The organism is Streptomyces sp. NPDC000404 (assembly GCF_040300365.1).
GTDB classification, from domain to species: domain Bacteria; phylum Actinomycetota; class Actinomycetes; order Streptomycetales; family Streptomycetaceae; genus Streptomyces; species Streptomyces ramulosus.
In genome coordinates this window covers 60344-83441 of the sequence record NZ_JBEPDN010000015.1, presented here as the reverse complement: position 1 = coordinate 83441, position 23098 = coordinate 60344, and the positions used below count along the sequence as shown (strand labels likewise).

Annotated in this window: 20 protein-coding genes; 5 read left to right on the top strand and 15 right to left on the bottom strand. The window is 75.6% G+C overall.

Going from position 1 to position 23098, the window contains the following annotated elements:
• Positions 1 to 38: 38 nt before the first annotated feature.
• Both ABT345_RS27000 and ABT345_RS26995 read left to right on the top strand, forming a co-directional pair.
• The gene (locus tag ABT345_RS27000) at positions 39 to 1019 is read left to right on the top strand and encodes a 1-phosphofructokinase family hexose kinase (protein ID WP_345087270.1); all 981 of its coding nucleotides are present in this window, start codon (positions 39 to 41) and stop codon (positions 1017 to 1019) included.
• 209 nt (positions 1020 to 1228) lie between these two features.
• Entirely contained in the window at positions 1229 to 1975 is a 747-nt protein-coding gene (locus ABT345_RS26995; RefSeq protein WP_345087272.1) for a SpoIIAA family protein, read from the top strand.
• A gap of 74 nt (positions 1976 to 2049) precedes the next feature.
• Here ABT345_RS26995 and ftsH read toward each other — a convergent pair whose 3' ends face one another.
• Both ftsH and ABT345_RS26985 read right to left on the bottom strand, forming a co-directional pair.
• Positions 2050 to 4056, bottom strand: a complete 2007-nt coding sequence (gene ftsH / locus ABT345_RS26990; protein ID WP_345087274.1) for an ATP-dependent zinc metalloprotease FtsH — start codon at positions 4054 to 4056, stop codon at positions 2050 to 2052.
• A gap of 168 nt (positions 4057 to 4224) precedes the next feature.
• Positions 4225 to 5130 carry a universal stress protein gene (locus ABT345_RS26985; RefSeq protein ID WP_345087276.1) on the bottom strand — a complete coding sequence of 302 codons (906 nt, stop codon included), beginning with the start codon at positions 5128 to 5130 and terminating at the stop codon, positions 4225 to 4227.
• A gap of 353 nt (positions 5131 to 5483) precedes the next feature.
• Between ABT345_RS26985 and ABT345_RS26980 the strand changes: the two genes are divergently transcribed.
• Positions 5484 to 6128, top strand: coding sequence for a CBS domain-containing protein (locus ABT345_RS26980; RefSeq protein ID WP_345088124.1), 645 nt, complete (start codon positions 5484 to 5486; stop codon positions 6126 to 6128).
• Positions 6129 to 6296: 168 nt separating this feature from the next.
• Here the strand turns inward: ABT345_RS26980 and ABT345_RS26975 are convergent, their stop codons facing one another.
• The gene (locus ABT345_RS26975) at positions 6297 to 6755 is read right to left on the bottom strand and encodes an Hsp20/alpha crystallin family protein (protein ID WP_345087278.1); all 459 of its coding nucleotides are present in this window, start codon (positions 6753 to 6755) and stop codon (positions 6297 to 6299) included.
• A 579-nt stretch (positions 6756 to 7334) separates the two neighbouring features.
• On the opposite strand from ABT345_RS26975, the gene ABT345_RS26970 reads away from it, so the two are divergent.
• Complete coding sequence (locus ABT345_RS26970) at positions 7335 to 7910, top strand: histidine phosphatase family protein (RefSeq protein ID WP_345087280.1); 576 nt, start codon at positions 7335 to 7337, stop codon at positions 7908 to 7910.
• Positions 7911 to 8041: 131 nt separating this feature from the next.
• Here the strand turns inward: ABT345_RS26970 and ABT345_RS26965 are convergent, their stop codons facing one another.
• From ABT345_RS26965 to ABT345_RS26955, 3 genes are all read right to left on the bottom strand, one after another.
• The gene (locus ABT345_RS26965) at positions 8042 to 8797 is read right to left on the bottom strand and encodes a CbtA family protein (RefSeq protein WP_345087284.1); all 756 of its coding nucleotides are present in this window, start codon (positions 8795 to 8797) and stop codon (positions 8042 to 8044) included.
• A gap of 22 nt (positions 8798 to 8819) precedes the next feature.
• On the bottom strand, positions 8820 to 9038 hold the full coding sequence (locus tag ABT345_RS26960; protein ID WP_345087287.1) for a CbtB domain-containing protein: 219 nt from the start codon (positions 9036 to 9038) through the stop codon (positions 8820 to 8822).
• Between the two features lie 285 nt (positions 9039 to 9323).
• The gene (locus tag ABT345_RS26955) at positions 9324 to 9932 is read right to left on the bottom strand and encodes a DUF4232 domain-containing protein (protein WP_345087289.1); all 609 of its coding nucleotides are present in this window, start codon (positions 9930 to 9932) and stop codon (positions 9324 to 9326) included.
• Between the two features lie 286 nt (positions 9933 to 10218).
• Between ABT345_RS26955 and ABT345_RS26950 the strand changes: the two genes are divergently transcribed.
• Positions 10219 to 11211 (top strand): MerR family transcriptional regulator, encoded by a 993-nt coding sequence (locus tag ABT345_RS26950; protein WP_345087291.1) that lies wholly within the window; start codon positions 10219 to 10221, stop codon positions 11209 to 11211.
• On the opposite strand, the gene ABT345_RS26945 is transcribed toward ABT345_RS26950, so the two are convergent.
• From ABT345_RS26945 to ABT345_RS26905, 9 genes are all read right to left on the bottom strand, one after another.
• Positions 11154 to 12446, bottom strand: coding sequence for a lanthionine synthetase C family protein (locus tag ABT345_RS26945; protein ID WP_345087293.1), 1293 nt, complete (start codon positions 12444 to 12446; stop codon positions 11154 to 11156). The two genes, ABT345_RS26950 and ABT345_RS26945, sit on opposite strands and share 58 nt — an antisense overlap.
• Entirely contained in the window at positions 12443 to 15628 is a 3186-nt protein-coding gene (locus tag ABT345_RS26940) for a lantibiotic dehydratase (RefSeq protein WP_345087295.1), read from the bottom strand. The genes ABT345_RS26945 and ABT345_RS26940 overlap by 4 nt, the downstream gene beginning before the upstream one ends.
• A 208-nt stretch (positions 15629 to 15836) precedes the next feature.
• Positions 15837 to 16001 (bottom strand): hypothetical protein, encoded by a 165-nt coding sequence (locus ABT345_RS26935; protein WP_345087297.1) that lies wholly within the window; start codon positions 15999 to 16001, stop codon positions 15837 to 15839.
• 234 nt (positions 16002 to 16235) lie between these two features.
• A complete protein-coding gene (locus ABT345_RS26930) occupies positions 16236 to 17366 on the bottom strand; it encodes a C45 family autoproteolytic acyltransferase/hydrolase (protein ID WP_345087299.1) in 1131 nt (376 codons plus the stop codon).
• Complete coding sequence (locus tag ABT345_RS26925; protein ID WP_345087301.1) at positions 17363 to 19003, bottom strand: amidohydrolase; 1641 nt, start codon at positions 19001 to 19003, stop codon at positions 17363 to 17365. The genes ABT345_RS26930 and ABT345_RS26925 overlap by 4 nt, the downstream gene beginning before the upstream one ends.
• A gap of 37 nt (positions 19004 to 19040) precedes the next feature.
• Positions 19041 to 20468: a purine-cytosine permease family protein gene (locus ABT345_RS26920; protein ID WP_345087304.1), complete on the bottom strand. Its 1428-nt coding sequence runs from the start codon at positions 20466 to 20468 to the stop codon at positions 19041 to 19043.
• A gap of 185 nt (positions 20469 to 20653) precedes the next feature.
• Complete coding sequence (locus tag ABT345_RS26915; protein WP_345087306.1) at positions 20654 to 21745, bottom strand: YncE family protein; 1092 nt, start codon at positions 21743 to 21745, stop codon at positions 20654 to 20656.
• Positions 21742 to 22338 (bottom strand): ankyrin repeat domain-containing protein, encoded by a 597-nt coding sequence (locus ABT345_RS26910; protein WP_345088126.1) that lies wholly within the window; start codon positions 22336 to 22338, stop codon positions 21742 to 21744. The genes ABT345_RS26915 and ABT345_RS26910 overlap by 4 nt, the downstream gene beginning before the upstream one ends.
• Before the next feature lie 185 nt (positions 22339 to 22523).
• Complete coding sequence (locus ABT345_RS26905) at positions 22524 to 23081, bottom strand: GlcG/HbpS family heme-binding protein (RefSeq protein WP_345087308.1); 558 nt, start codon at positions 23079 to 23081, stop codon at positions 22524 to 22526.
• Positions 23082 to 23098: the final 17 nt, after the last annotated feature.

Below are 23098 nucleotides of genomic sequence, written 5' to 3'. Positions count from 1 at the left end.
CGAACCATGGCCGTACGGGGCGAGGCGGCGTCCCCGCGATGAGTGCGGCGACGCCGTACCCGGCCGCGGCCGGGCCGGTTCTCACCCTGACGGTGAACCCCACCGTCGACCTGTGCTGGGATGTCGACCACCTCACCGACGTCGGCAAGAACCGCGCCCGGGTCAGGTCCGTGGCCGGCGGGGGCGGCGGCATCAACGTGGCCCGCGGGGTGGCGCGACTCGGCGGACGGGCGATGGCCGTCCACACCGCCGGCCGCGAGGTCGGCAGCCGTCTGAACAGTTTGCTGGACGAGGAGGGCCTCGACCACCTCGCCGTCGGCATCGCAGAGGAGACCCGCGAGGCGCTCGTGCTGTTCGAGACCGCGTCCGGCCGCAGCCACCACATCGTCCCGCCCGGCCCGCGCCTCGACGAACGCGAGGGACAACGCCTCCTGGACACCCTGGGACAGGCGATCGGCACCAGCAGGTACGTCGTGGCCAGCGGCAGCCTGCCCGGCGGGCTGTCCGACGACTTCTACGCGGCCGTGGCCCGCCGGGTCGGGGCGGCCGGCTCCCGGTTGGTGCTGGACACGTCGGGCCCGGCGCTGCGGCAGGCGCTGGCGGAGGGCGTCTTCCTGTTCCGGTGCAACCGCACCGAGGCCGCCGATCTCCTCGGCCGGCCCGTCCGCGGCTTCGACGACGCCCTGGCCGTCAACGCGCAGCTGCTCGCCACGGGGGCGGCCGAGATCGCCGTCACCACGATCGGTGCCCTGGGCGCGCTCTGCTCGACCCGGCACGGCCACACCGAGCTGCGGGCCCCGCCACCGCCGGGGAAGCTGATCAGCGACGCCGGGGCCGGGGACAGCATGGTGGCGGCGCTGACCGAACGGCTGGCCGCAGGGGACGATCCGGTCGCCGCCTGTGCGTGGGGCGTGGCCGTGGCCGCCGCGTCGGTGCTCACCCCCGGTACCGAGCCCTTCGACCGCGAGGTGGCCGAGTCCCTCTGCCGGGACGTGGGGATCCGGCTCCGCACCGGCTGATGCCCGCGGCCGTGGGGCGCCGCCCGTTGCCTGCGGTCCGCGCCGGTCGCCGGGGGGCGCTCGGTCCGGGTGCTGTGCTCACGGTCGGTATAAATATTCGGCCATGACCGGAAAGGTGTTTTCTGGAAAACTTGAGGTGATGTCGCACCGGTCCGCGTGCCGGCCTCCGCTCGGACGGCACGTCGACCGGGCTCGGAGAGGGGAAGGACATGCTGGAGAAAGCCATGGACGCACCCGCCGGCATCGATGCGGTGAAGGCGATCGGAACCGTGTCGAAGGACGACTACCGGACGGTGGTCGAGCCGCTCATCGACGACGCGCGGCGAGAGGGGCGCCGGATTCGGCTCCTGTGCGAGATCGGCCCCGAATTCACGTCCTTCACCCCCGGGGCCGCCTGGGAGGACCTCAAGGTCGGCGTGGGTGCCATGAGACTGTTCGAAGGGTGCGCGGTCGTCACCGACGCGGGCTGGATCCGTGAGTCCACCCGGCTGACGGGCTTTCTGACGCCCTGCCCGGTGCGCGTCTTCGGAATCCAGGAGCGCGACGAGGCCCTGCGCTGGCTGGCGTCGCTGCCCGAGGGCCCCGGCATCTCCCACCGGCTGACCGAGTCGGGAGTGCTCGTCGTCGAGGTCGCCCAGCCGCTGCGTACCCAGGACTTCGACGCCCTCACACGGACCGTGGACACCTGGCTCGAGACGCACGACGAGTTGGCCGGCGTCGTGATCCATGTGCGGACATTCCCCGGCTGGGAGAACATCGGTGGCTTGTTCCGTCATGTGCGGTTCCTTCGCGACCATCACCGGAAGGTCGGGAAGATCGCGCTGGCGGCCGACAGCAAGGTCGCCGCCCTGGTGCCTCAGCTGGCGAACCACTTCGTCCGGGCCGAGGTCCGGCGGTTCGCCCACGACGAACTGGAGGACGCCGTGGCATGGGCGGCCGGACCGCCGCTTCGTTGACCGGCCGGTTCGTTGGCCCGCCGCCTGTGGACTGCACGTCCGGTGCGGCGGGGCCCCGGTGCGGGGCGGGAGAACTACTTCTCCCTCGCCCCGTGACCAGGCGGCCCATGACCAGGCGGCCCGTGACCGGGCGGCCCATGACCGGGCGGCCCATGACCGGGCGCCCCGGGACCGGACGGCGCGGCCGTGCCGAGGATGCGGTGGACGGCCGAGCCGTCGACGGTCTCGTGCTCCAGCAGGAGCGCGGTCAGCTGCCGCAGCTGCTCGTGATGGTCCTTCAGCAGCCCGGTGGCACGGCCTTCGGCCTCGCCGAGCAGCCGGGCGACCTCGGCGTCGATGGCCGCCTGGGTGGCCTCGGCGAACGGACGGGAGGACAGGCCGGGCCCGCCGCCGGCGCCGAGGAATACCGAGCCGCCCTGCGGGTAGCCGACCGGGCCGAGTGCGGGTGACAGCCCGAATTCGCGGACCATCTTGGTGGCCAGCTCGGTGGCGCCGGCCAGGTCGTCGGCGGCCCCGGTGGAGCCCTGGCCGAACTCGACCAGCTCCGCGGCGCGCCCGGCCAGCCGTACGGTGAGGGTCTCGTTGAGGTAGTCCTCCCCGTACAGATGGCGTTCCACCAGCGGGAGCTGTTCGGTGACGCCCAGCGTCTGTCCGGCGGGCAGGATGGTCACCTTGGCCACCGGGTCGGCGTGCGGTGACAGGGCGGCGGCCAGGGCGTGCCCGGCCTCGTGGACGGCGACCGCGTACTTCTCCGCGGGCAGCAGGACGTTGGAGCCCTCACGGCGCCCCAGCAGGATCCGGTCGCGGGCGGCGTCGAAGTCCCCGGCGGTGAGCACCTCCCGGTCCTCGCGGACGGCGACGATGGCGGCCTCGTTGGCGAGGTTCGCCAGGTCCGCCCCGGAGAATCCCGGGGTGGCGCGGGCCACCGTCTCCAGGTCCGCGTCCGGGTCGAGGTGTTTGGTGCGGCAGTGCACGGTCAAGATCGCGGCCCGCTCGGCCAGGGTGGGCAGCGGGATGACGACCTGCCGGTCGAAGCGGCCCGGTCGCAGCAGCGCCGGATCGAGGACCTCCGGCCGGTTGGTGGCGGCCAGGACGACGATGCCCTCGGCCGCCTCGAAGCCGTCCATCTCCGACAGCAGCTGGTTGAGGGTCTGCTCCCGCTCGTCGTTGGAGACCGCCGCCCCCGTCCCGGTCCGCCGCCCGCCCAGGGCGTCGATCTCGTCGACGAACACGATCGCGGGCGCGCGCCGGCGGGCCTCGGTGAAGAGGTCCCGTACCCGGGCCGCGCCGACGCCGACGAACATCTCCACGAAGCTGGAGCCCGCCACCGACAGGAACGGCACGGCCGCCTCCCCCGCGACCGCCCGGGCCAGCAGCGTCTTGCCGGTCCCCGGCGGTCCGACCATCAGCACCCCGCGCGGGGTCATCGCCCCGGCCCTGCGGTAGCGCTCCGGGCGGCGCAGGAAGTCCACCACCTCGGTGATCTCGCCCTTGGCGCCCTCGTAGCCGGCGACGTCGGCGAACGTGGTGTGGGGGCGTTCCGCGTCGAACAGCTTCGCCTTGGACTTGCCCACCCCCATCGCGCCCTGCGCCGCTCCCGCGGCGCCGTGGGAGATCCGCCGCAGGAACCAGGCGACGAAGAGGAACGGCGCCAGGATCACCACCCAGGTCACCAGCTGCGACCCGGCCGACGGGGACGAGGACGGGGCGGACGCCTTGATGGTCACCTTGTCGGCCTGCAGCCGGTGCAGCAGTCCGGGGCCGGCCAGCTGAACGGGGACGGTGGTGGTGTAGCGGTGCCCGTCGGCCAGCGTGCCGCCGGCCTGTCCGTTGCTCTGCAGCGTGACGTCCTTGATCCGGTGGGCGTCGGCGTCGGCGAGGAACTGCGAGTACGACAGGTTCTCCTTGACCGGCTCACCGGGCTGGTGCAGCTGCGGCAGGAGCACCCACAGGACGACCCACAGAAGAACCGACAGACCGACGGCCACCGGCCACATCAGGCGCCGCCACCGCGGCGGAGGCACCGGCGCGCCAGGAGTGGGCCGGTCCCCCTGCGGGGGCGGTTGTGCCTTCCGGGTCATGGCGCTCGTCTCCTGATCTCACTGTAGGCGGGCCCGCGCCGTCCGGGGTGCGGAGAATCCGCCCCGGTGCGGGGTACACCCACAGCCCTGTCCTCAGCCTCCACCCGGGCGGCGCGTCGCGCAGGGGCCGGGGCGGCCCGGCCGTCCGTGGTGCCGGGGACGGGCCCGTCACGGGGCCTCCTCCTCCGGGATCACCGCCACCGGGCAGGCCACGTGGTGCATCGCGGCGTGCGCGACGGGGCCCACCCGGGGGAGGAAGGCGGCGTGGTGGTGCCGGCGGCCGACCAGCAGGAGGACGGCCCCGGGGGCGCTGTGCACCAGGGTCCGGGTCGGGCTCTCCGCCCGCACCGTCCACCGCAGCGCCACCTCGGGGTGGCACCGCTGCCAGGGGCGCAGGCGCTCCCGCAGGGCCGCTTCGCCCTCCTCGACGATCTCCTCGGCCACGGAGAGGTCGATCGCCCAGGGGGCACGGGCGCTGACGGGCAGGCGGCGCCCCTGGACGACGTGCAGCGGCAGGCCGCGGAGCGCCGCCGCGTCGAAGGCGAAGGAGAGCAGGGCGGCGCAGGGGCCCTTGGGGCTCAGGCCGACGACGAGGTGCGGGTCCGGAGCCGGTGCGGCGCCGCCTTCGGCCTCGGGGACGGCGGGCCGACCGGACCAGCCCTCGCGGACCAGGACGACGGGGCGCTCCGCCCGGCCGACCACCTCCAGGCTGATGTCGCCGAGGACGTAGCTCTTCCAGGCCGCGAGGGCCCGCGAACCGAGGACGAGCATCCGCGACTCCGCCACCGCCGCCAGCAGCGCCGGCACCGCTTCGGATCTCACCAGGTCCTCGATGACCCGGACGTTCGCGCGGTGGGCGCGCGCCGTCCGCAGCGCTTGTGCCCATGTGCGCCGCGCGTCGGCGTGCCGGTCGTGGTCCGGGGGCGTGCCGGGCTCCCCGGCGGCCGGTGTGCCCCAGGCGTGCAGGAGGCGCAGCACGGCGTGCCGCCGGTCCGCTTCCTCCGCGGCCCACCGGACCGCCGCAAGGCTCTCAGGGGTGCCGTCGATCCCGACGGTGATCACTTCTGGCTCCATGGCCTCCTCCCCCGGTGTACCCGTGGTCCCTTCGAGCATGGCGCATGCGCAGCGACGCGTCCCATGAGCCGGATGGCGCTGTTCAGGGCCCGGAGGGCCCCGGTGTGCCCCGTGCCTTCCGCGGGGGAACCGGGCGCTTCGGAGCGTGCCTGTGCGCCCCTTCCCCGTGCAGGGCGCGGATGACTGCCTTCCCGGCCGGCCTCCGGCGGGCCGCCCGCACGGCGCATGGGCCGGTCGGTCCCCGCCCGGGACGCGAACGGGCCCATCCGCCCCTCCTCCCGCCTCCGGGACAGGCGCAGACTGGAGGCCGGAGCCCGGCTCCCGTGGGCTTCCGCCTCGGTCTGGAGGAGATCATGCCCGCCTCCCACCGCATCGTCAGCGACGTCATGTCCCACACCGCGATCGCCATCGGCCGCGACGCGCCCTACAAGGCGATCGTCGCGTGCCTGGACGAGTGGAAGGTCAGCGCGCTCCCCGTCCTGGAAGGTGAAGGGCGGGTCGTCGGGGTGGTGTCCGAGGCGGATCTGCTGGCGAAGGAGGGCTTCCAGGGCGATCAGGGCCGCGCGGAGGCGTTCGGGGAGGCGGCGAAGGCCGGTGCCGTGCGCGCCGGTGAGCTGATGTCCAGTCCGGCCGTGACCGTGCATCCCGATGCGACGCTCGCCGAGGCGGCGCGGATCATGGCCCGGCGGAAGGTGAAGCGGCTGCCCGTCGTGAACGACGTCGGCATGCTGGAGGGCGTCGTCAGCCGGAGCGATCTGCTCAAGGTGTTCCTCCGTGACGACGCCGAGATCGAGACGGAGATCCGCCACGCCGTCCTCGGCGAGCCCGGCGCTCCCCCAGGGCTGGACGTCACCGTGACGGAGGGCGTGGCGACCCTCCACGGCGCGTTGGCCGACCGGGCGCTCCTCCCGCTGCTGATCCGCGCGGTACGGGCCGTGGAGGGCGTCGTCGACGTCCGGACGGAACTCGGCACCGGTCCTACGGGGGCCGGAGGCTGACGATGTTCGGCGAGTACGTCTCGTACGGGCCGAGGTCGCCGATGTTCCCGCTTCTCGGCCCACGCCGGCGCCGGACGGATCACCGACTGGCGGCGCGGCGCCCCGGCACCGCACACCACCTCTCTCGCCCACGGTGAACCGGACGCGTCCGCGGGCGCCCCGGGCGGATCAGCCGCCCTCGTCCTTCTCCGCGGTACCGGCCCGCCTCACCGGGACGGTCCGAACGGTCGTGGACTTCTCCGCGGGCATCGGTATGCGGATGGTGAGGATGCCGTCCGCGTACGAGGCGTCGACCTCGGCCGCGGGAATCGTGGCCGGAAGCCGCAGGGACCTGCGGAACGATCCGTAGCGGAACTCCGAGTGCTCCTTGTCCTCCTGGGTCTCGCTGTGCTCGGCGCGCACCGTGATGAGGTTGTCGTCGACGGTGATGCCGATGTCGTTGTCCGGGTCCATGCCCGGCAGTTCGGCGCGCAGGACGTAGGTGTCGTCGTCGTGGGTCACCTCCACCGGGATGGAGTGGGCCGCGGTCCCCGGGCGCCATCCGGGCAGCCCCGGGAACTCGCGGTTGAACCAGTCGTTGAAGTCGGGGAAGAGGCTGTGCCTGCGTTCCACCCTGCCTGCGGTCATCGTTCCGCTCCTGGTGTGCAGTGCGCTGTACGGCGCTGCGGGTGCGGCTGCCGCGGGGCAGTCCCGCCCGCTTTCGGTCCCCGTGCCGGGTCCTGTCGGGGCCCCGTGCGCGTCGCCGCGGCCGGGCGCCGCCGTCCCCGTCCGGCCCGGACACCCCGTCCGGCCTCCGGCCCGGCCGCACCGCGATCGGCCCCGCCACCCGGCTGCCCGGCCGGCGGACCACGGCCGGATCGGCACCCGCCTCCCGCGGGGAACCCTCACGGACGACGCCCACGGCTCTCCCTCCATCTTTCCGCCGGACCACGCCGGGAGCCACCGCCGCCGGTCCCGAGGGCACGGGCGGCCGGCCACGCTCTCCGGGGCCGGCTCCCCGGTGGCGGCCCCGGACGCGAGCCTGCGGCCGCCGTTCCCGGAGGCGGCATCCGTACGTCGTGGACCTGCGGATCCGCGAAGGATGCGGAGGGTGCGGGTGCTAGCTTCGCAAGCGGCGCCGCCGGGTCGCGGGAGCCGCGGGCCGCGACGGGAGGCCGGCGACGGCCCGGGAGGCGCCCGGCCGCCCGACCCGCCGAAGGAGCCCTCGTGACCAGCCGTGTTCTGCTCGTCTCCGCCGCCATGACCGCCTCGCTGCGCCGGGCGGCGTTCGACGACGGCGATCCGCTGGACGCCTCGGGAGCGGCGCGCGCCCGGGCGGCGGCCGGGGCGCTGCCCGCCGCGGACGCGGTGGTGGCCTCCCCGAGCGTGCGTTGCCGGGAGACCGCCGAGGCCCTCGGACTGGCCCCGGACGCCACCCCGGCGGAGCTGGCCGGGCTGGACGCCGGGCACTGGCGCGGCCGGACCCTGGAGGAGGTGGCCGCGGCCGAGCCGGAGGCGGTGGCGCGGTGGCTGGCCGATCCCGAGGCCGCGGCCCCCGGCGGGGAGTCGGTGGCGGACGCGTGCGCGCGGGTGGCGCACTGGCTGGACGCGCTGCGGCCGACCGGGGGCCGGATCGTGGCGGTGGTGGAACCGGAGGTGGTGCGGGCGGCGGCCGTCCATGCGACGGGCGGGCCCGCCCGCGCGTTCTGGCGGTTCGACGTACCGCCGCTGACCTGCACGGAGTTGAGTGGACGGGCGGGGCGCTGGAACCTCCGGCTCGGGGGGCCGCTCGGCTCCGGATGAGGGAGATCCGGGGCGTACGGCGGGGTGGTGGCCGGGGCGCGCGGCTCCCGGCGGCCCGTCCCGCGTCCCCGCCCGGGGAGGCGGAAGGGCCCCCGGCCGGCTGCCGGGGGCCCTTGTGCGCACGGCTCTTCTCAGGAGCCGGCCGGTACCGCCCGGGCGGACGCGGCCGGCTCCGGGCGCAGCAGCCGCTGCGCCAACTCGCCGAAGAGCAGCCCGAATCCGGCCCACAGCGTGAGCTGCATGCCGAGGGCGGAGAGCCGGAAGCGCCACAGCAGCGCCGCCGGGAAGTGCTCCGGCACCTCGCTGATCGCGGGCAGGAACGCGTAGGCGAGGCCGGTGACCACGGCGAAGCCGAGCACGGCCGCGACCGTCGCGTACCAGGCGCCGATCCGGGGCGCGAGCCGTTTGCCCAGGAGGGTGGCGGCGACGGCGAGGAGCACGCTGAACAGCATCATCAGGAAGTACAGGGCGGTCCGCTTGCCGATGGTGTCGGGGTCGCCGACGGCGGGCGGGTTGGCCGGGTACTTCAGGAACGGGACGACGTAGACGGTGAGCAGGGCGCAGCCGGAGAGCAGCAGCGCGGTGGCGCGGGGGCCGAAGCGGCCCACCCGGCCGAGGGCGAAGCAGTAGGCGAGGGCGGCGATGCCGCCGAAGGCGATGCCGTAGACGAGGACACCGGTGGCGAGGCCGGCGGTGGACTGCACGCCGCGGGAGACGAGTTCGGCCTCGTCGCCGTGGGAGTGCGCGGCATGGGCCTCCTCGAAGCCGATGGCGCTGTTGACGTTCGGCTCGCCGAGGACGTAGGCGACGATCAGGGCGAGCACGCCGGCTCCCAGGCCGGCGAGCATGCCCCGAACGAGCAGGTTGCGGACGGTGGTGGAGTTCATGGAGGTTGCGGCGCCCCTCGCGTCAGTGGCAGGGGAAACCGAGCAGGTGGCGGGCGTCGTGCACCCATTCATGGACCCCCGCGCCGTGGAACACGGAGGTGGCGCCCTGCTCGGCGCCGACGAAGTAGAGCAGAACGAGCATCAGGATGCCGAAGAAGACCGCCCAGGGAGCGACCGCCTTCAGCGGAAGCTTGGCGGGTACGGCGGGGGCGGCGGTCGGCTGGGCGAAGGACTGTGCCATGGCGGTGCCTCCTTGGGGAGTTCGCGTCCCCTTCTCGGTGGTGCACAGGACGACGGCCCCGGGTCTGACTCACACACCGCCCCGTCCGTGCGGAGGGGTGGTGTGCACACAGTGGCGCGACCGTGCCGGGTTTGCACCGGCTTCCGTCGTGCCGTCGTCGATATCGCACCGAAGGTACCGCGTGGCGGGTGACCGGCCAAGGCCGGGCCCGAAGCGATCCGTCCGGCCCGCCGCGCACCCGCACGGGCCGGCGGCGGGCCGGACGGATCGAGGCCGCCGGCGGCGTTACTTGCCCGTGCCGACCGGGTCGACCGTGACGCCGCCCCCGTCGGGCTCGTCGGTGACGGCGAGGTTGATGCCGGCGGGCAGCGTGTGGGAATGGGTCTCGTTGGGCGGGGTGACGATCAAGGAGGTGAAGGTCACACCGCTGCCGCCGGACGTGTTCGCCGGGGCGTTCAGGGTGAAGCGGGTCTCCTCGCCGGGCTGCACGGTGACCTTCACCGGGGCGACCTTGCTGCGGGTGGCGCTGACGGTGCCGTCCTTGCCCTTGAGGTCGACGCCCGGGAAGCCCTGGAGGGAGCAGGCGGCGGACCCGTTGTTCTTGAGGTTGATCAGGTAGGTGTTCTCGCTCATGCCGTGGGAGAGGCTGAAGCCGAGCTGCGCGGTCTTGCAGGCGTCGCCCGCGCCCGCGTCGGCACCGGAGCCGGAGCCGGACCCGGCGGGGGCGGAGCCCTTGTCGGCGGGGACGGCGGTGGCGTCCTGCGCGGAGTCCTGGGAGCCCTGGGCGGACGAGGGCGCGTCGCCCGCCGCGGACTTGTCCCCTCCGTCGCAGGCCGTGAGCGTGAGCCCGGCGACGAGGGCCAGGGAGGCGAGGGACAGGGGGTGGGCGCGCATTTTCTCTCCTTGCGGGGTGGTGCCGCTCACCCGTGGGTGAGCCTTCCATGATCACCGAGACTCCCACGGCACAGGGCCCCTCTCCTGCTCAGCCCCCTTGTCTCCACAGACCGTTGACAATCGTGAGGGTGTCTGCGGCGGAGATACGCGGCTATGTCCGGATGCGGATTTCCGGGGGCGTGCGGGGTGGCCGCGGGGCGCGGGGCGGGGCGTTCCGCCGCCCGGGGAGCGGCGGCGCCGGGATGCGGGTTGCGTCTCCAGTGACTGGAGATTCCAGGATGGGGCCATGGACGGAACGACCCGCTACTCGATCGGGGACCTCTCCCGGCGCACCGGCATCCCCGTGCGCACCATCCGGTTCTACTCCGACGAGGGGCTGGTCCCACCGGCCGACCGCACCCACGCCGGCCATCGGCGCTACGCCCCCGCCGCCCTGCCACGCCTCGAACTGATCCGCTCGCTGCGGGAGTTGGGCATCTCTCTGGCGACGATCCGCCAGGTGCTCGACCGCGAGCTGCCGATGGCTCAGGTGGCCCGGGCGCAGGCCGAGGCCGTCGACGTACAGATCCGTGCGCTGAAGCTGCGGCGGAGCGTGCTGCGCGCCGCCGCCGCGCGCGGCACCGGACCCGAGGAGACCACCGTGATGCACCGACTCACCCAGCTGTCCGGCGCGGAACGCCGCCGGATCATCGACGACTTCCTGGACGCCGCCTTCGGCGCCGGGAGCGATCCGGCCGCGGCGGCGATGGTGCGCACCGCACTGCCCGATCTGCCGGACGAGCCGACCGCCGAACAGGTCGCCGCCTGGGCGGAGATCGCCGGGCTCCTGCGCGAGGCGGACTTCCGCGCCCGGATGGCCCGCGCCGCCACCCACCAGGCATCCGGCGAACCGCTCCCCTTCGAGGCGCTCGCCGGGGAGGCGGTGACGCGCGCCGCCCACCACGCCCTCGCCGAGGCGCGGGACGCGGATCTCGACCCGCACGGCAGGGAGGCGGCGGCGCTCGCCGACGATCTGCTCCGGCGGTTCGCCGAGGCGTGCGGACGCGCCCCGGACGCCGAGTTCCGTGCCGCGGTGACCGCGCAGCTGACGGAGGCCCACGACCCGCGCGTCGAGCGGTACTGGCGCCTGGTGTGGACCGTCAACGGCTGGACGGTGCTGCCGAGGCTGGTGCCGCTCCACTCCTGGCTGCGCCGGGCGCTGGAGGGCCCCGGCGCCGCCGGTCAGCTCAGCAGCAGCGCCGCGTCCCAGCCACCGGCCGGGGGTGCGCCGGCCGCGTAGGCGTGCAGGGCGAGGGCGATGCCGGCGGCGCCGGTGAGCAGGCCGGCGGAGTTCGCGCCCCCGGCTCCCGCCGCGGGGTCCTGGCCGAAGCCGAACGGGCGGCCGGGGTCGTAGGCGTCCAGCGTCCGGGCGGCGAACCGGTCCTGCAGGGCGGCGAACCGGGAGTCGCCGGAGGCGTGGCCGAGGACCGTCGTCAGATGCAGCAGACCGGCCCAGCCGTGGCAGATGCCGGCGTCGCCCACGCCGGACGGCTCCGCCAGGTCGAGCAGGGCGGCGTCCACCGCGGCCCGCCGCCAGTCGGGCCGCTCCAGCGCCTCCCCGGCCCGGTGCAGCACGGCGGCGACGCCGGGGGTGCCGTAGCACCATGCGGAGCGGCCGGGGTGCGGGGTGCGGCCGGCGGTGAAGTCGGCCAGCGGGATCAGTGCGGGCCACCGGCCGTCCGCGGTGCGCCGGGCCATGAGCAGTTCGGCGATGTTCCGGATCCCGTCGTCGATCCCGGGCACCGGGACCTGTGCGCGGTGGGCCGTCACCAAGGCCGACAGGACCCCGGTGATGCCGTGTGCCACGCCGAAGTTGAGGTGGCCGTCGGGGAGGTTCTCGTCGGCCCGGCCGTGGGAGCCGAGCGGCGTCCACCAGCCCGGGACCGACGCCCCGTCCCGTGGCAGGGGCGTAAGGAGCCGGAGCAGATGGGCCACGGCCGCGGTGAGCGTGGCGTCGTCCGCCGGGCGCCGGGCCAGCAGCAGCCTGGTGAGCCCGGCGAGGCCGGCGGTCGCGTCGTAGACGGAGAAGGGAAGCCCGGCCCGGCGCTCGGCGAGGCGCGCCCGGTCCTGTTCCAGCAGGGCGCGGACGGCGGCGTCGACCGCGGGGTCGAGCCGGGCCAGCAGCCCCGCGTAGTCGTCCGGGACGCGCCGGGCGGTGTGCGCGGCGAAGGTCAGCGCCGGCACCTCGTGGTAGAGCCCGGCGCCGGGCCGGCCGGGCAGGGCGGCGGCGCAGGCGGCGAGGTGGGCGTGGACGGTGGGGCGGTGCGCCGGGTCCTTACGGGCGAGTTCCCCGAAGAGCAACGCCATGCCCGAGTGGCCGTCGTTCAGGGCCAGCGGGATCCAGAAGTCGGCGGTGTCCGCCACCTTTCGGGGGTCGGCCAGCCGCGCCGCGACCTCGCCGGTCACCTCGGTGGCCCGGCTCCGCAGCGCGACCAGGTCGGGGGCGCCGTGCCCGGTCAGGCCGGTGGGGGTCATCGGCGGTGCCTCCTGCGGTCGGTGTGGGCCCGTGCCGCGCCGCGGGCGACGGCGAGGGCGAGGTTCTCGTGGTCGCGGTCCACGCCGGCCAGCCGGTTGTGGTGCATGTGCAGCAGGGAGAGAAGTACCTGGTCGGGGTCGGACCAGGAACGCTCGCCGAGGTCGCGCAGCAGCTGTCCGTAGGCGGCGACGGCCTGCGCGCGGCGGGTCCAGGCGGCGTGCAGCGCCTCGTCGGTGGCGGCGGGGCCCGGTGCGGTGCGGTACGGGTCGACGAGTGCCAGCGCCTCGCGGCGGCGCTCCCGGAAGGCGCGTTGGCGCGTCTCGTCCTTGGGCACGACGCGGGTGAGCCAGTCCGCGGCGGCCGGCCCCGCCGTCTCGTCCGCGCCATGGAAGGCCCGGGTGAGATCGGCGAAGCCCGCGGCCACCCGCAGCAGCGGCTCGGTGGTGTCGATGCGGGCGTAGGCGCGGCGCAGCTGGGCCACCGCGGCCACGCTGTCGGCGTGGAAGGCCCGTTCGGCGGCGGCGATGGCCTCCGGGCCGCCGTAGCGCTCCAGTTCCGGGTCGTAGGTGTCCAGCACGACCCGGCCCACCAGCCCGCCGTCGCGGAGCGCGCCGGTGAGGTCGTGCAGGTGCGGCAGCAGCGCGCCGTGGAGCGCCTCGCGCGGGCCGTGGAAGCGCAGCCGCAGATGGGCGCCGCCGGCGTCGGCGTACCGCAGGAAGAACCAGCGGTCGACGTCCGGCGGCAACTGGTCCAGGAGCGGCGGCAGATGGACGGCGAGCAGCTCCTCGTGGCGTTCGGCCGGGGCGTACAGCGCGGCGTACAGCCACTCCCCGCCCGGCGGGTGGACGCCGGGTGCGGTGCGCGGCGGGGCGTACCGGCGTGCCGGGAGGGGCTGCGGGGCCGGGTCCGCGGCGGGGCGGGCGGCGCGCAGCGGGATGATGACCTCCGTGCGGCGGGCGGCGTCCCGTCCGCCGAGCCAGCCGTCGGGGAGCCCGGCGGCGTCGGCGGGCACCTCGCGCAGTTCGGCCTCGTCGTGGCGGAGCAGTTCGTGGCGCAGCAGCGCCGGGTGGCCGGGCAGCGTCAGGTCGAGGTGGACGCCGCGGTCGCCCTTGCCCGCCCAGACCCGGTCGGGGACGCGCCACCGCTCCCGCCAGCGCTCCAGCGCGGCCAGCCACTGCGGGAAGGGCAGTTCGGCGTCGCGCAGGCCGGCGGTGGGCCGCCAGCACGCGCGGGCGAGCACGGTGCGGCCGTAGCGCACGCGGGGCAGGTGGGGCAGTGCCGCGGCGGCGCCCCAGTCCCACGACTGCCAGTGGCGCACGCCGCTGCCGGCGACCTCGCAGACGAAGCGGGCCGCGTTGGGCAGCGCCCACTGCGGGTTGAGGACGTGGAAGACCGCGGGGTCGACCCGGCGGCCGGAGGCGGTGTCGACGAGGTGGAGCCGGTCGGGGCCGGCGGCGACGGCGAGGCGGCGCAGATCGACGACGGCGGGGTCGTCGGGGTCGGCGAAGCAGCCGACCGGCAGGGTGTGCGCCAGCCACTGGGGCACCTGCGCGACGTTGGCGGCGCGCGCCCGGCCGGGGCGGAAGGCCACCTGGGCGGCGAGCGCGCCGTCGGACGCCGCGCCGGAGCGCGCCACCTCGGCCAGTGCGGCGTGGTCCGCCTCGCCCAGCAGGTAGCCGAAGCGGCCGAGCATGGCGCCGGCCTGCCCAGTGCCGCCCGCCAGCACCAGCCGGAAGTCGCCGTCGCGCAGCGCCTCGCAGGAGCCGGCGAGCAGATGGGCGCCCACCTCCAGGGAGGCGGGGGGCCGTCCCTCGTCGTGGGCGAGGGCGCGTACGACGGGGTGGTCGTCGTGGAGGACCACCTCGTCGGCGCCGTCCAGCATCGCCTGCTGGGCGAGTTCGGCCAGGATCTCGTCACGCTGCCGGCGGGGAGCGGCGGGGGTGGCCCTGCGGGGGCTGACCGGTCGCTGGTAGCCCGCGGGGGCGGCCAGGCCGGTGTCGGGGTCGAGCAGTTCGGTGAGCGGTACGAGGCGTCCGGTGCCGTAGCGCTCCAGGAAGGCGCCGTGGTACTCGCGCAGATGGTCGGGGTCGCCCTCGTGCGGGGAGAGCCGCCAGAGCAGGGCGGCGGCGCGGGCGGCCTCGTCCGCCACCGCGGCGGGCAGCGCGGCCTCGGCGTCCAGGGCCAGATCGACCTGGAGGGGCCGGGGCAGGTCGTTCAGCTTCCGCATCCGGGCGATGAGGGCGCGCAGCGCGTCCCGGCCGTGTCCCGGGGGCTGCGTCGCGTACCGCTCGATCTCGGTCTGCAGCGCGGCGAGTTCGGCGCGCTCGGGAAGGTGCTCCGCGGGCACGTCGGCGAGGGCGTCCAGCAGATACGCCAGCGGGTCGACCGCTTCCAGGGGCGGGCGGGCGTCGGTGAGCAGGATCTCCTTGGCGACCAGTTCGGTCAGTACGCCGTCGACGGCCTGCTCGGTGGCGCCCGGGAAGCGTTCTTGCAGCGTACGGGCCAGCTCCGCGCCGCGCACCGGCCGGCGGGCGGTCTCAAGCACCGCCCGGACGACGACGGTGTGCCGGACGCTGACCTCCTGCACCGTGCGGGGCGCGTGGCCCGCGCCGTTCCCGGCGGGCTCCTCGCGGGCGGACTCCGGGACGTACGGGAGGACGAGTCTGCCGCCGCGCACCGTGCACAGTGCGTTGCTCACGACCCGCAGATGGCGCAGGACCTTCGGGCGGCGCTCCCAGGTCGCCACGAGCGCGGTGAGCCATTCGCGGTCCGGCCGGACGGCGCGGGTGTGGGCGTCGCCCCAGCGCGCCTTGGCTGCGTCGTCGTCCGTGAAGCGCACCGGGGCGACCCCGGCCATCAGCCCGAACGGCGTGGCCCGGCTGCTCATCCGCAGCCGGTAGGCCGCCAGCGCCCGTACCGAGCGCCGCAGTTGGGTCAGGGGGACGTCGCCGGCGCGGTCCAGCACCCGGTGCACCACGTCGGCCAGCGGCGGGCTGGATATCTCGATGGCCTCGCGGACGGACGGATCGTCGGCCAGGGCGCGCAGCGACGCGGTCAGGCGGGCGCTCTCGTCCGCGCCGGCCCCGGTGTCCGGCCGGACCTCCGCGGCCTCGTGCGCCGGTCTGACGGGCGCGCGGACCATGCCGATGCCGGTACCTCGGAACAGCGGCTCCTCGGGCATGACTGACCTTTCTCGGCACAACGGCCGTTCAGCGGGCGGGCGTCGCCGCCGCGGCGGACCGGCCGCCGGGATCTCGCGGAGCTGCCGTATGCGGTGGGCTGTCGCCAGCCTCGCGCGGGAGGGTGCGGGGCGGGAGGTACGGGTGCGTGCCGCCGTCCCGCCCGGCGTCCGGGGCCCGGACGCCGGGCGGGTGCCGTCCGGTCGGCCGTCAGCAGCCCCGGAAGCAGTAGACGACCGAGACGTTCAGCGTGGAGCAGGTCTCCTGGCTGTTGGCACCGGTGCGCATGGCCTCGGCGTCGCCCTGGAAGCTCGTCTCCTCGGCGACGACCTCGCGGACGTCCAGGTCGAAGGCGTCGAGCAGGTCGAGAGACATGGTGGTTCTCCGTTCGTTCGGCTGAGGAATCTGTGCGTGGCCGCACAAGCGGCGCCACACCGGCTCCCGCGCAGCGGTCGGCCGGCCGTCCGGAGCGGACAGGCGTGGCAGCCACAAGATCGAACTTATCCATGGATCGTTCGACCACCACGCCCAACTGGGGGGTTCGGTAACGTCTTTTGCCCGCCTGTAGCGCCTCCGGGACTTCTCCATGACCGAAGTGCGACAGATCTCTTACGGGGCGTCGTGCCGGCGCCCCGTTCCCACCGCGCGCATCTCCCGCCAGCGCCGCTCCCGCGCCTGCGCCGGGGTGCCGTCGAGGACGCGGGCGGTGCGGGTGGCGGGTTCGAGGAGGACGGTGGCGAGGCTCGCCCAGCGCTGTCCCTCGGGCAGGCTCATGTCGGGCAGGCAGGTGAGGGCGGCCTCGCCGGGGCCCGAGACGAGGAAGGGGACGAGGTCGTCCGGGGTGGCGGGCGGCGCCTGCTCCGCCAGCCGCTCGCGGAGCAGGGCGTGGCGTTCGCCGGAGTCGGGCTGGTAGAGCCAGGTCTTCTCCCGGGCGGCGGGGACGGGGGTGAGGAAGTGGTTGGTGCGGATGTGGGTGCCGTTCGCCGGTGCGACGGGGAAGACGCCGTCGGGGCTGAGGTCGAGGAGGGCGGTGTCGGCCGGGTCGAGGAGGGCGAAGGAGCCGGAGGAGGCGAGCGGGGCGCCGCGGAGGATCTCGACGGCCTCGGCGACGCAGCCCGCCTCCTCCAGGACGACGGCGGCCAGCACGTGCACGGGGACGCCGCCGATGCCGTCGCGGCGGTGGCCGAGGATGTTGAAGTGCAGGGCGAGTCCGGCGCTGTTGACGCCGATCTTGCCGAGGATGCCGTGTTCGGTGAGGCCGACGACGTCGTGGCGGCCGCCGCGCGACTCCAGGGTGTGCCAGAACGGGTTCAGCTCGATGTGCCAGTCCCAGGTCTGGATGCCGAAGGTGCGCGGGGCGTCGGTGGCCGGGTCGGTGTTCCGGCGGACGAGGGTGGAGCACTCGCCGGGCGGGACGGCGTTGCTGCGGGCGAGGATTTCGGTGCGGGCGTTGAGCGCGGCGACGGCCAGCGGGTCGGCGCCCGCGCCGTGGGCGATGCCCTCGATCTGGGCGCGGGCCGCGGGCCGGAACGCGTCGACGGCGTCGAGGGCGCGGGCGGCGTCCTCGCGGACCTGCCGCGGGGAGATGCCGCCGAGCCGGAAGAGGCGGTCGTACGCGGCGATGCCGCCGGGAAGGGCGGTGCGCAGCTGCCTGCCGCGGGCGAGGCCGCGGGCGAACGGGTCGGCGGCGTCCGCGATGAGATGCGGGCGGTGGTCCGGGCGGGCGAGGGGCGTGGTCACGGGCGTCCTCCGGTGGGGGCGGGGTGGCGGCGCAGCCGGCCGCCGACGGCGGTGGCGAGGACGGCGTTGGCGGCCTGCGCGGCGGGGTCGAGGGTGAGCGGGTTCGCGGCGAGGACGGTGAGGTCGGCGAGGTGGCCGGGGGCGATCCGACCCTGGTCGGCGGCGCGTCCGGCGGCGACGGCGGCGGCCACCGTCATGCCCGTGTACGCCTCCCGGGCGGTGAGCGCCTGTTCGGGCTGGACGGGCGGGGTGCCGGGGGCTTCGACGGGGCGGCGCAGCTGGCAGTCGGCGAGGGCCACCCGGGGGTCGCCGGGGCCGATGGGCCAGTCGGAGCCGAGGGCGACGACGGCGCCGTGGGCGAGCAGGTCGCGGGTGCGCCAGCCGCGGGCCGCGCGGTCCGGGCCGAGCCGCCGGGACCAGGCGTCGGCGCCGTCCGCGCGGGTGTGGCGGGTGCCGTGCACCGGCTGGAGGCCGGCGACGACGCCGAGTGCGGCGAAGCGGCCGAGGAGGTCGTCCGGGACGGATTCCAGGTGCTCGATGCGGTGCGGGCCCTGTGCGGCGGGGCCGGCCGCCTCGATGGCGTCGAGGGCGACGCGGACCGCCCGGTCGCCGATGGCGTGGGTGGCGGTGGCGATGCCGCGGCGGGCGAAGTGGCGCACGGCCCGACGGTACGCGTCGACGTCGCGCCACAGGGAGGTGTCGTTCTCGCCGTGGCTGTCGGGGTGGTCGAACCACGCGGTGCCGTTGTCGGCGGTGCCGTCGAGCATGAACTTCACGCCCGCGACGTGCCAGCGGCGGCCGTGGCGTCCCTGGAGAGCGGCGGCGGCTTCCCAGGCGCCGGGGCCGGAGTCGGCGGCGACCAGCGGGGAGCAGCGGATGCGCAGCGGCAGTTCGCCGTCCTCCTCGATCCTGCGGTAGACCGCCTCGCCGGGGTCGGTGAAGTCCATCGCGTGCAGCCCGGTCAGGCCGCTCGCGGCGAGGCGCTCCAGCTGCCGGCGTACGTGGCCGGCGGCTTCGTCGACGGTGACCTCGGGGTAGTGGGCGAAGACCAGGTCCATCGCCTGGAGTTCGAGGACGTAGCCGGTGGGGCGGCCGTCGGCGCCGGTGACGACCGAGGACTTGTCGTCGAACGTCTCGCGGCCGGTGAGCCCGGCGATCTCGATCACGCGTGGGCTGACGACGAGGGCGTGGGCGTCACGGCTCATCAGGGAGATGGCGCGGCCGGGGAAGCGCTCCTCCAGGGCGGCGCCGTGCGGGGCGCCGGGGAAGTGGTTGAGGTCGAGGTCGTAGCCGGTGACCCAGGCGTCGGCGGGGCGCTCGCGCAGCGCGTCGGCGAGGGTGTCGAGGACCGCCTCCAGGCTGCCGGCGCCGGAGAGGTCGACGCCGCTGCCGGTCTCGATCGCGCCCCACACCGGGTGGGCGTGGGCGTCGGTGAGGCCCGGCAGCAGGGTGGCGCCGGGGAAGTCGTGGACCTCGGTGGCGGGGCCGGTGTACGCGGCGGCCACCTCGTCGCCGCCGACGGCGGCGATGCGCCCGTCGCGGACGGCGACGACGTGGGGTGAGCCGGGGGCGCCGGGGCGCGGGCTGTCGGTGAACGTCTCGACGTGGGCCACGCGGACCAGGACATCGGCGTGCATGTGCGGCCTTCTTCTCGTGGATGGTGCGGGTCGGTGGTCAGGCGGCGCGGGTGCGGCGCCGGGGGTGGCCGAAGGCCCCGTGGACGGCGGCGGAGACCAGCAGTCCGGCGGGGAGGGCGAGGTTGGCGCCGCCGCACAGCGCGGCGACGGGTCCGGTCCAGAAGCTGGTGCGGGCGCAGAGGGCCGCGGCGACGGCGCCGGCGAGGAACGCCGCCACGCCCGCGCGGTGGACGCCCGCGTCGTACCAGAACGGGCCGGTGCGGCTCTCGTCGAGGAGGGCGGGGCCGTCGTAGCGGTTGCGGCGGACGGCGATGTCGGCGGCGTAGACGCCGGTGGCCGGTGCGGTGACCACCGCGACCAGTTCCAGCATGGTGTTGACGCCGGTCAGGAAGTCGAAGACGAGGAGGGCGTGCAGCGTCATGGCGGTGGCGAGGACGCCGATGATCAGGACGGCGGGGACGCGGCCGAGGCGGACGCCGATCGACTGGAGGGTGAGCCCGGCGCTGTAGGCGGTCAGGCCGTTGTTGGCGACGGTGTTGCCGATGACCGCGAGGACGAAGAGCGGGATGAACCACGGCGGCAGGATGCCCTCCAGCGCCCGCTGCGGGTCGCTCATGTCGAGGCCGGTGGCGGCGAGCGCGCCGAGGGCGGTGAACAGCACGCTCGGCAGGTAGGCGCCGAGCGCGGTCCAGCCGGCCACCGCCACCGAGCGGGAGTCGCGCGGCAGATAGCGCGCCAGGTCGGGGCTGTTGCCGTACGAGAGCGGGGTGGAGGCGATGAGGGCGAAGCCGCCGGCGAGGGCGGCCCACAGCGCGCCGCCGTGCAGGGCGTGGGCGGGCCGGTAGGACCAGTCGGTGTGGGCCAGGACGTAGCCGGCGACCACCACGAAGACGGCGGTCAGGGCGATGCTGAGGACGGCGTGGAGGCGGACGATGGTGGCGTGGCCGTAGACGGCGACGACGAGGGTGACGGCGGCGATGGCGCAGATGATCGCGGCGTCGGGCAGCGGGCCGTCGGGGACGCCGAGCCGTCCGGCGAGCCCGATGCCGGCGACGGAGGCGGCGGACCAGTTGAGCGCCAGATAGGCGGCGGAGATCAGCCAGCCGGTGACGGCGATGACCGCCTTGTTGCCGCGGACGCCGTACATCGCGCGGGAGATGACCGAGCCGGTGGTGCCCGCGGCGGGGCCGCTGACGGCGAGGACGCCGGTGAGGATCCAGAGGAGGTTGCCGGCGGCGATGACCGCGAGCGCCTGGCCGAGCGTGAGGCCCGTCAGGACGAGCGTGGCGCCGACGACGAGGCTGAGGTAGCTGACGTTGGGCGCCGCCCAGACGGCGAACAGCTCCCGGGGGCGGCCGTGGCGTGCGGCGTCGGGGATGTGGTCGATGCCGTGGGCCTCCAGCCGTCCGGCCCGGTCCGCGGTGGTGGACTCCCCGCCGGTGGCGGTCAGGTCTCCGGTCGCCATGGCGTCCTCCCCAGAAGCACCGGCGGCGCCGTCGCCGCCGGATCCCTTTATTGGTTACGTGCCCAATAACGGGGATCCAACAGCGGCGCACGACGCGGCGTCAAGGCTTCACCGGGAAGACGCCCGCAGACGACGGAAACCGTCGCGGGGCGGCCCGGGAGGCCTCGCCCGGGCCGGTCCGCCGCTCACAGCACGGCGACGCCCAGCGGCCGCTGCCCCGCGGCCAGACGGTGGACGGTGCCGGAGGCCACGTCCACGACGGAGATGCCGTTCCAGTAGCCGTCGCGGGTGAAGCCGCCGGTCACATAGGCGGTGCGGCCGTCGGGCGCGACGGCGACGTTCTCGTGCGGGCCGTCCAGCCCGATCACCCGCTCCCGGCCGCCGGGCGCACGGACGGTCAGCGACGGGCCCCTGCCCTGCTCGACGGCGCCGGTCCCGACGGCGAACAGCGTGCCGTCCGGGGTGATCGTGACGCCGTGCTGATGGGTGCGGGCGGTCGTCTTCTCGATGCGGGAGCGGCCCGTGACCGGGTCGAGGACGACCAGCTTCTCCCCCTCGAAGGGCAGCAGCAGCCTCCCGTCGGACGGGCGGACCGCGGCGTAGTGCGGCTTGAGCCAGGAGCCGAGGCCGCCCTCGGTGTCGTAGGGCGCGACCTCGATCCGGCGGGTGCGCAGCGAGCCGGGCGTCACCACCGTCACGTCGAAGGAGTCGTGGCCGGTGGCGTAGACCGCGCGGCCGTCGGGGGCGACGTCCACATCGAAGGGGCGGCGGCCCGCCTCGGCGGCGCCGGTGGCCTTCAGGGTGCGGGTGTCGATCACCTCGACGGTGCCGGTGGTGCCGGGCCGGTTGACGCCGACGTATGCGTGGCGGCCGTCGGGGGCGAGGGCGATGCCCATGCCGCCGCCGCGGTACTCGCCGTGCACCGGCGCGCCGATCCCCTTCGTCCGGTACGGGATGCGGGTGATCTTCTTCCGGGTCTCGGTGTCGACGACGGCGACGCCCTCGGCGGTGGCGACCCAGGCCCGGCCGTCGTCGCCGACCGCCAGGCCGTACGGGGCGGTGCCGACGCGCACCGCGTCGAAGGCGCCGCGCCGCGGGTCGACGAAGGAGACGGTGTCCGCGCCGAAGTCGGCGACGAGAAGGGTGCCGTGCGGGGTGCGGCCGGCGGGCGCGGGGGCGGAGTTCCCCGCCTTCGGGGCGGCGTCCTCGACGCCCTGGGTCGCGCAGCCGGCGAGCAGCAGGGCGGCGGCGAGCAGCGCCGGGGCGGCGCGCCTCACCGGACGGCCCGCAGCAGTGCGGCGATCTCGGTGGCGCCGCGCCGCTCGGCGTGCGCGAGCGGGGTGACACCCTCCCCGTCGGCGAGGTCCGGCGTGGCCCCCGCGGTGATCAGCAGCTCGACGATCTCCTGGTGGGCGCGGCCGCCGTCGCCGAGGATGACGGCCTCCAGCAGGGCGGTCCAGCCGAGCCGGTTGACGTGGTCGACGTCGACGTCGGTCTCGCGCAGCACGGTGCGGACGTAGTCGACGTGGCCGCGTTCGCTCGCCGGGATGAGGCAGGTGCCGCCGAAGCGGTTGGTCACCGTCACATCGGGCCCGGCCGGGAGCAGCGCGCGAAGCATGGCGACGCTGCCGGTGACGCCGGTGACCAGCCAGGGGCTGTCGCTGCGGTCGTCGAGCGCATCGGGGTCGGCGCCGGCGGCGACCAGCGCCTCGGCGGCCGCGACATGGTCGCCGAGCGCGGCCAGCAGCAGCGGGGTGCGGCGGTGCGCGTCGCGGACGTCCACCGCGGCGCCGCCGGCGAGGGCGGTGCGCACGGCGTCGGTGTCGCCGTGCGCCGCGGCGGCCAGGAGGGCGTGGTCGAGCGCGTTCATCGGGGTGCTCCTCGATCTGCGGAGGGGGCGGGTGCGCAGCACCGACAGGGTGGTCGCCGCCTTCGTACGGACCGCGATCCCGAGCCCCGCGCGCAGGGCGGAGAGGGGGAACCGGCGGCGCACCGTGCGGGGGACGGGGTGCGCCGCCGGGGTCCGGGCGGCCTCACGGCCGTGGGCCACGGGCGTTACTCGGCCAGCGCGGCGGCGCCCGCCTGCGCGAAGGTCTCGTCCTGGTCGCCGGAGGGGGCACCGGCGACGCCGATGCCGGCGACCGGCGCGCCCTTGGCGGCGACCGGGGCGCCGCCGGCGAGGAAGAGGGTGCCGGGGATGTCCTTCAGCGTCGGGGCGTTCTCCAGGCGCTTGACCAGCTCGGAGGTGGGGGCGTTCCAGGAGACGGCGGTGTAGGCCTTCTTGACCGCGGACTCGTAGGACTGCGGGCCCGCGCCGTCGCCGCGCAGGGTGACGAGCGTGTTGCCGTTGCGGTCCACGACGGCGACGGAGACCTTCTGGTTCGCCTTCTTCGCGGCGTCCAGGGCGGCCTGCGCGGCCTTGGTGGCGGCGTCGACGGTCAGGTGGGTGGACTGGGTGAGGTTAGCGTCGGCCGCGGCGGCCTTGACCGGCTTGGCGGCGGCCGGGGTGGCGGCGCCGGCGGACCAGGCGCCGGCGCCGCCGATGAGGAGGGCGACGGCCACGCCACCGGTGACGACGCGGGCGCGCTTCGAGACCTTCTTGACGTGCTTCATGGGATCAACTCCGGGGT

What these genes read in the sequence shown, in the direction of transcription:
- ABT345_RS27000 (WP_345087270.1), top strand. Translation starts at nt 39, where the DNA reads ATGAGTGCGGCGACGCCGTACCCGGCCGCGGCCGGGCCGGTTCTCACC.
- ABT345_RS26995 (WP_345087272.1), top strand. Translation starts at nt 1,229, where the DNA reads ATGCTGGAGAAAGCCATGGACGCACCCGCCGGCATCGATGCGGTGAAG.
- ftsH (WP_345087274.1), bottom strand. Translation starts at nt 4,056, where the DNA reads ATGACCCGGAAGGCACAACCGCCCCCGCAGGGGGACCGGCCCACTCCT.
- ABT345_RS26985 (WP_345087276.1), bottom strand. Translation starts at nt 5,130, where the DNA reads ATGGAGCCAGAAGTGATCACCGTCGGGATCGACGGCACCCCTGAGAGC.
- ABT345_RS26980 (WP_345088124.1), top strand. Translation starts at nt 5,484, where the DNA reads ATGCCCGCCTCCCACCGCATCGTCAGCGACGTCATGTCCCACACCGCG.
- ABT345_RS26975 (WP_345087278.1), bottom strand. Translation starts at nt 6,755, where the DNA reads ATGACCGCAGGCAGGGTGGAACGCAGGCACAGCCTCTTCCCCGACTTC.
- ABT345_RS26965 (WP_345087284.1), bottom strand. Translation starts at nt 8,797, where the DNA reads ATGAACTCCACCACCGTCCGCAACCTGCTCGTTCGGGGCATGCTCGCC.
- ABT345_RS26960 (WP_345087287.1), bottom strand. Translation starts at nt 9,038, where the DNA reads ATGGCACAGTCCTTCGCCCAGCCGACCGCCGCCCCCGCCGTACCCGCC.
- ABT345_RS26955 (WP_345087289.1), bottom strand. Translation starts at nt 9,932, where the DNA reads ATGCGCGCCCACCCCCTGTCCCTCGCCTCCCTGGCCCTCGTCGCCGGG.
- ABT345_RS26950 (WP_345087291.1), top strand. Translation starts at nt 10,219, where the DNA reads ATGGACGGAACGACCCGCTACTCGATCGGGGACCTCTCCCGGCGCACC.
- ABT345_RS26945 (WP_345087293.1), bottom strand. Translation starts at nt 12,446, where the DNA reads ATGACCCCCACCGGCCTGACCGGGCACGGCGCCCCCGACCTGGTCGCG.
- ABT345_RS26940 (WP_345087295.1), bottom strand. Translation starts at nt 15,628, where the DNA reads ATGCCCGAGGAGCCGCTGTTCCGAGGTACCGGCATCGGCATGGTCCGC.
- ABT345_RS26935 (WP_345087297.1), bottom strand. Translation starts at nt 16,001, where the DNA reads ATGTCTCTCGACCTGCTCGACGCCTTCGACCTGGACGTCCGCGAGGTC.
- ABT345_RS26925 (WP_345087301.1), bottom strand. Translation starts at nt 19,003, where the DNA reads ATGCACGCCGATGTCCTGGTCCGCGTGGCCCACGTCGAGACGTTCACC.
- ABT345_RS26920 (WP_345087304.1), bottom strand. Translation starts at nt 20,468, where the DNA reads ATGGCGACCGGAGACCTGACCGCCACCGGCGGGGAGTCCACCACCGCG.
- ABT345_RS26910 (WP_345088126.1), bottom strand. Translation starts at nt 22,338, where the DNA reads ATGAACGCGCTCGACCACGCCCTCCTGGCCGCCGCGGCGCACGGCGAC.
- ABT345_RS26905 (WP_345087308.1), bottom strand. Translation starts at nt 23,081, where the DNA reads ATGAAGCACGTCAAGAAGGTCTCGAAGCGCGCCCGCGTCGTCACCGGT.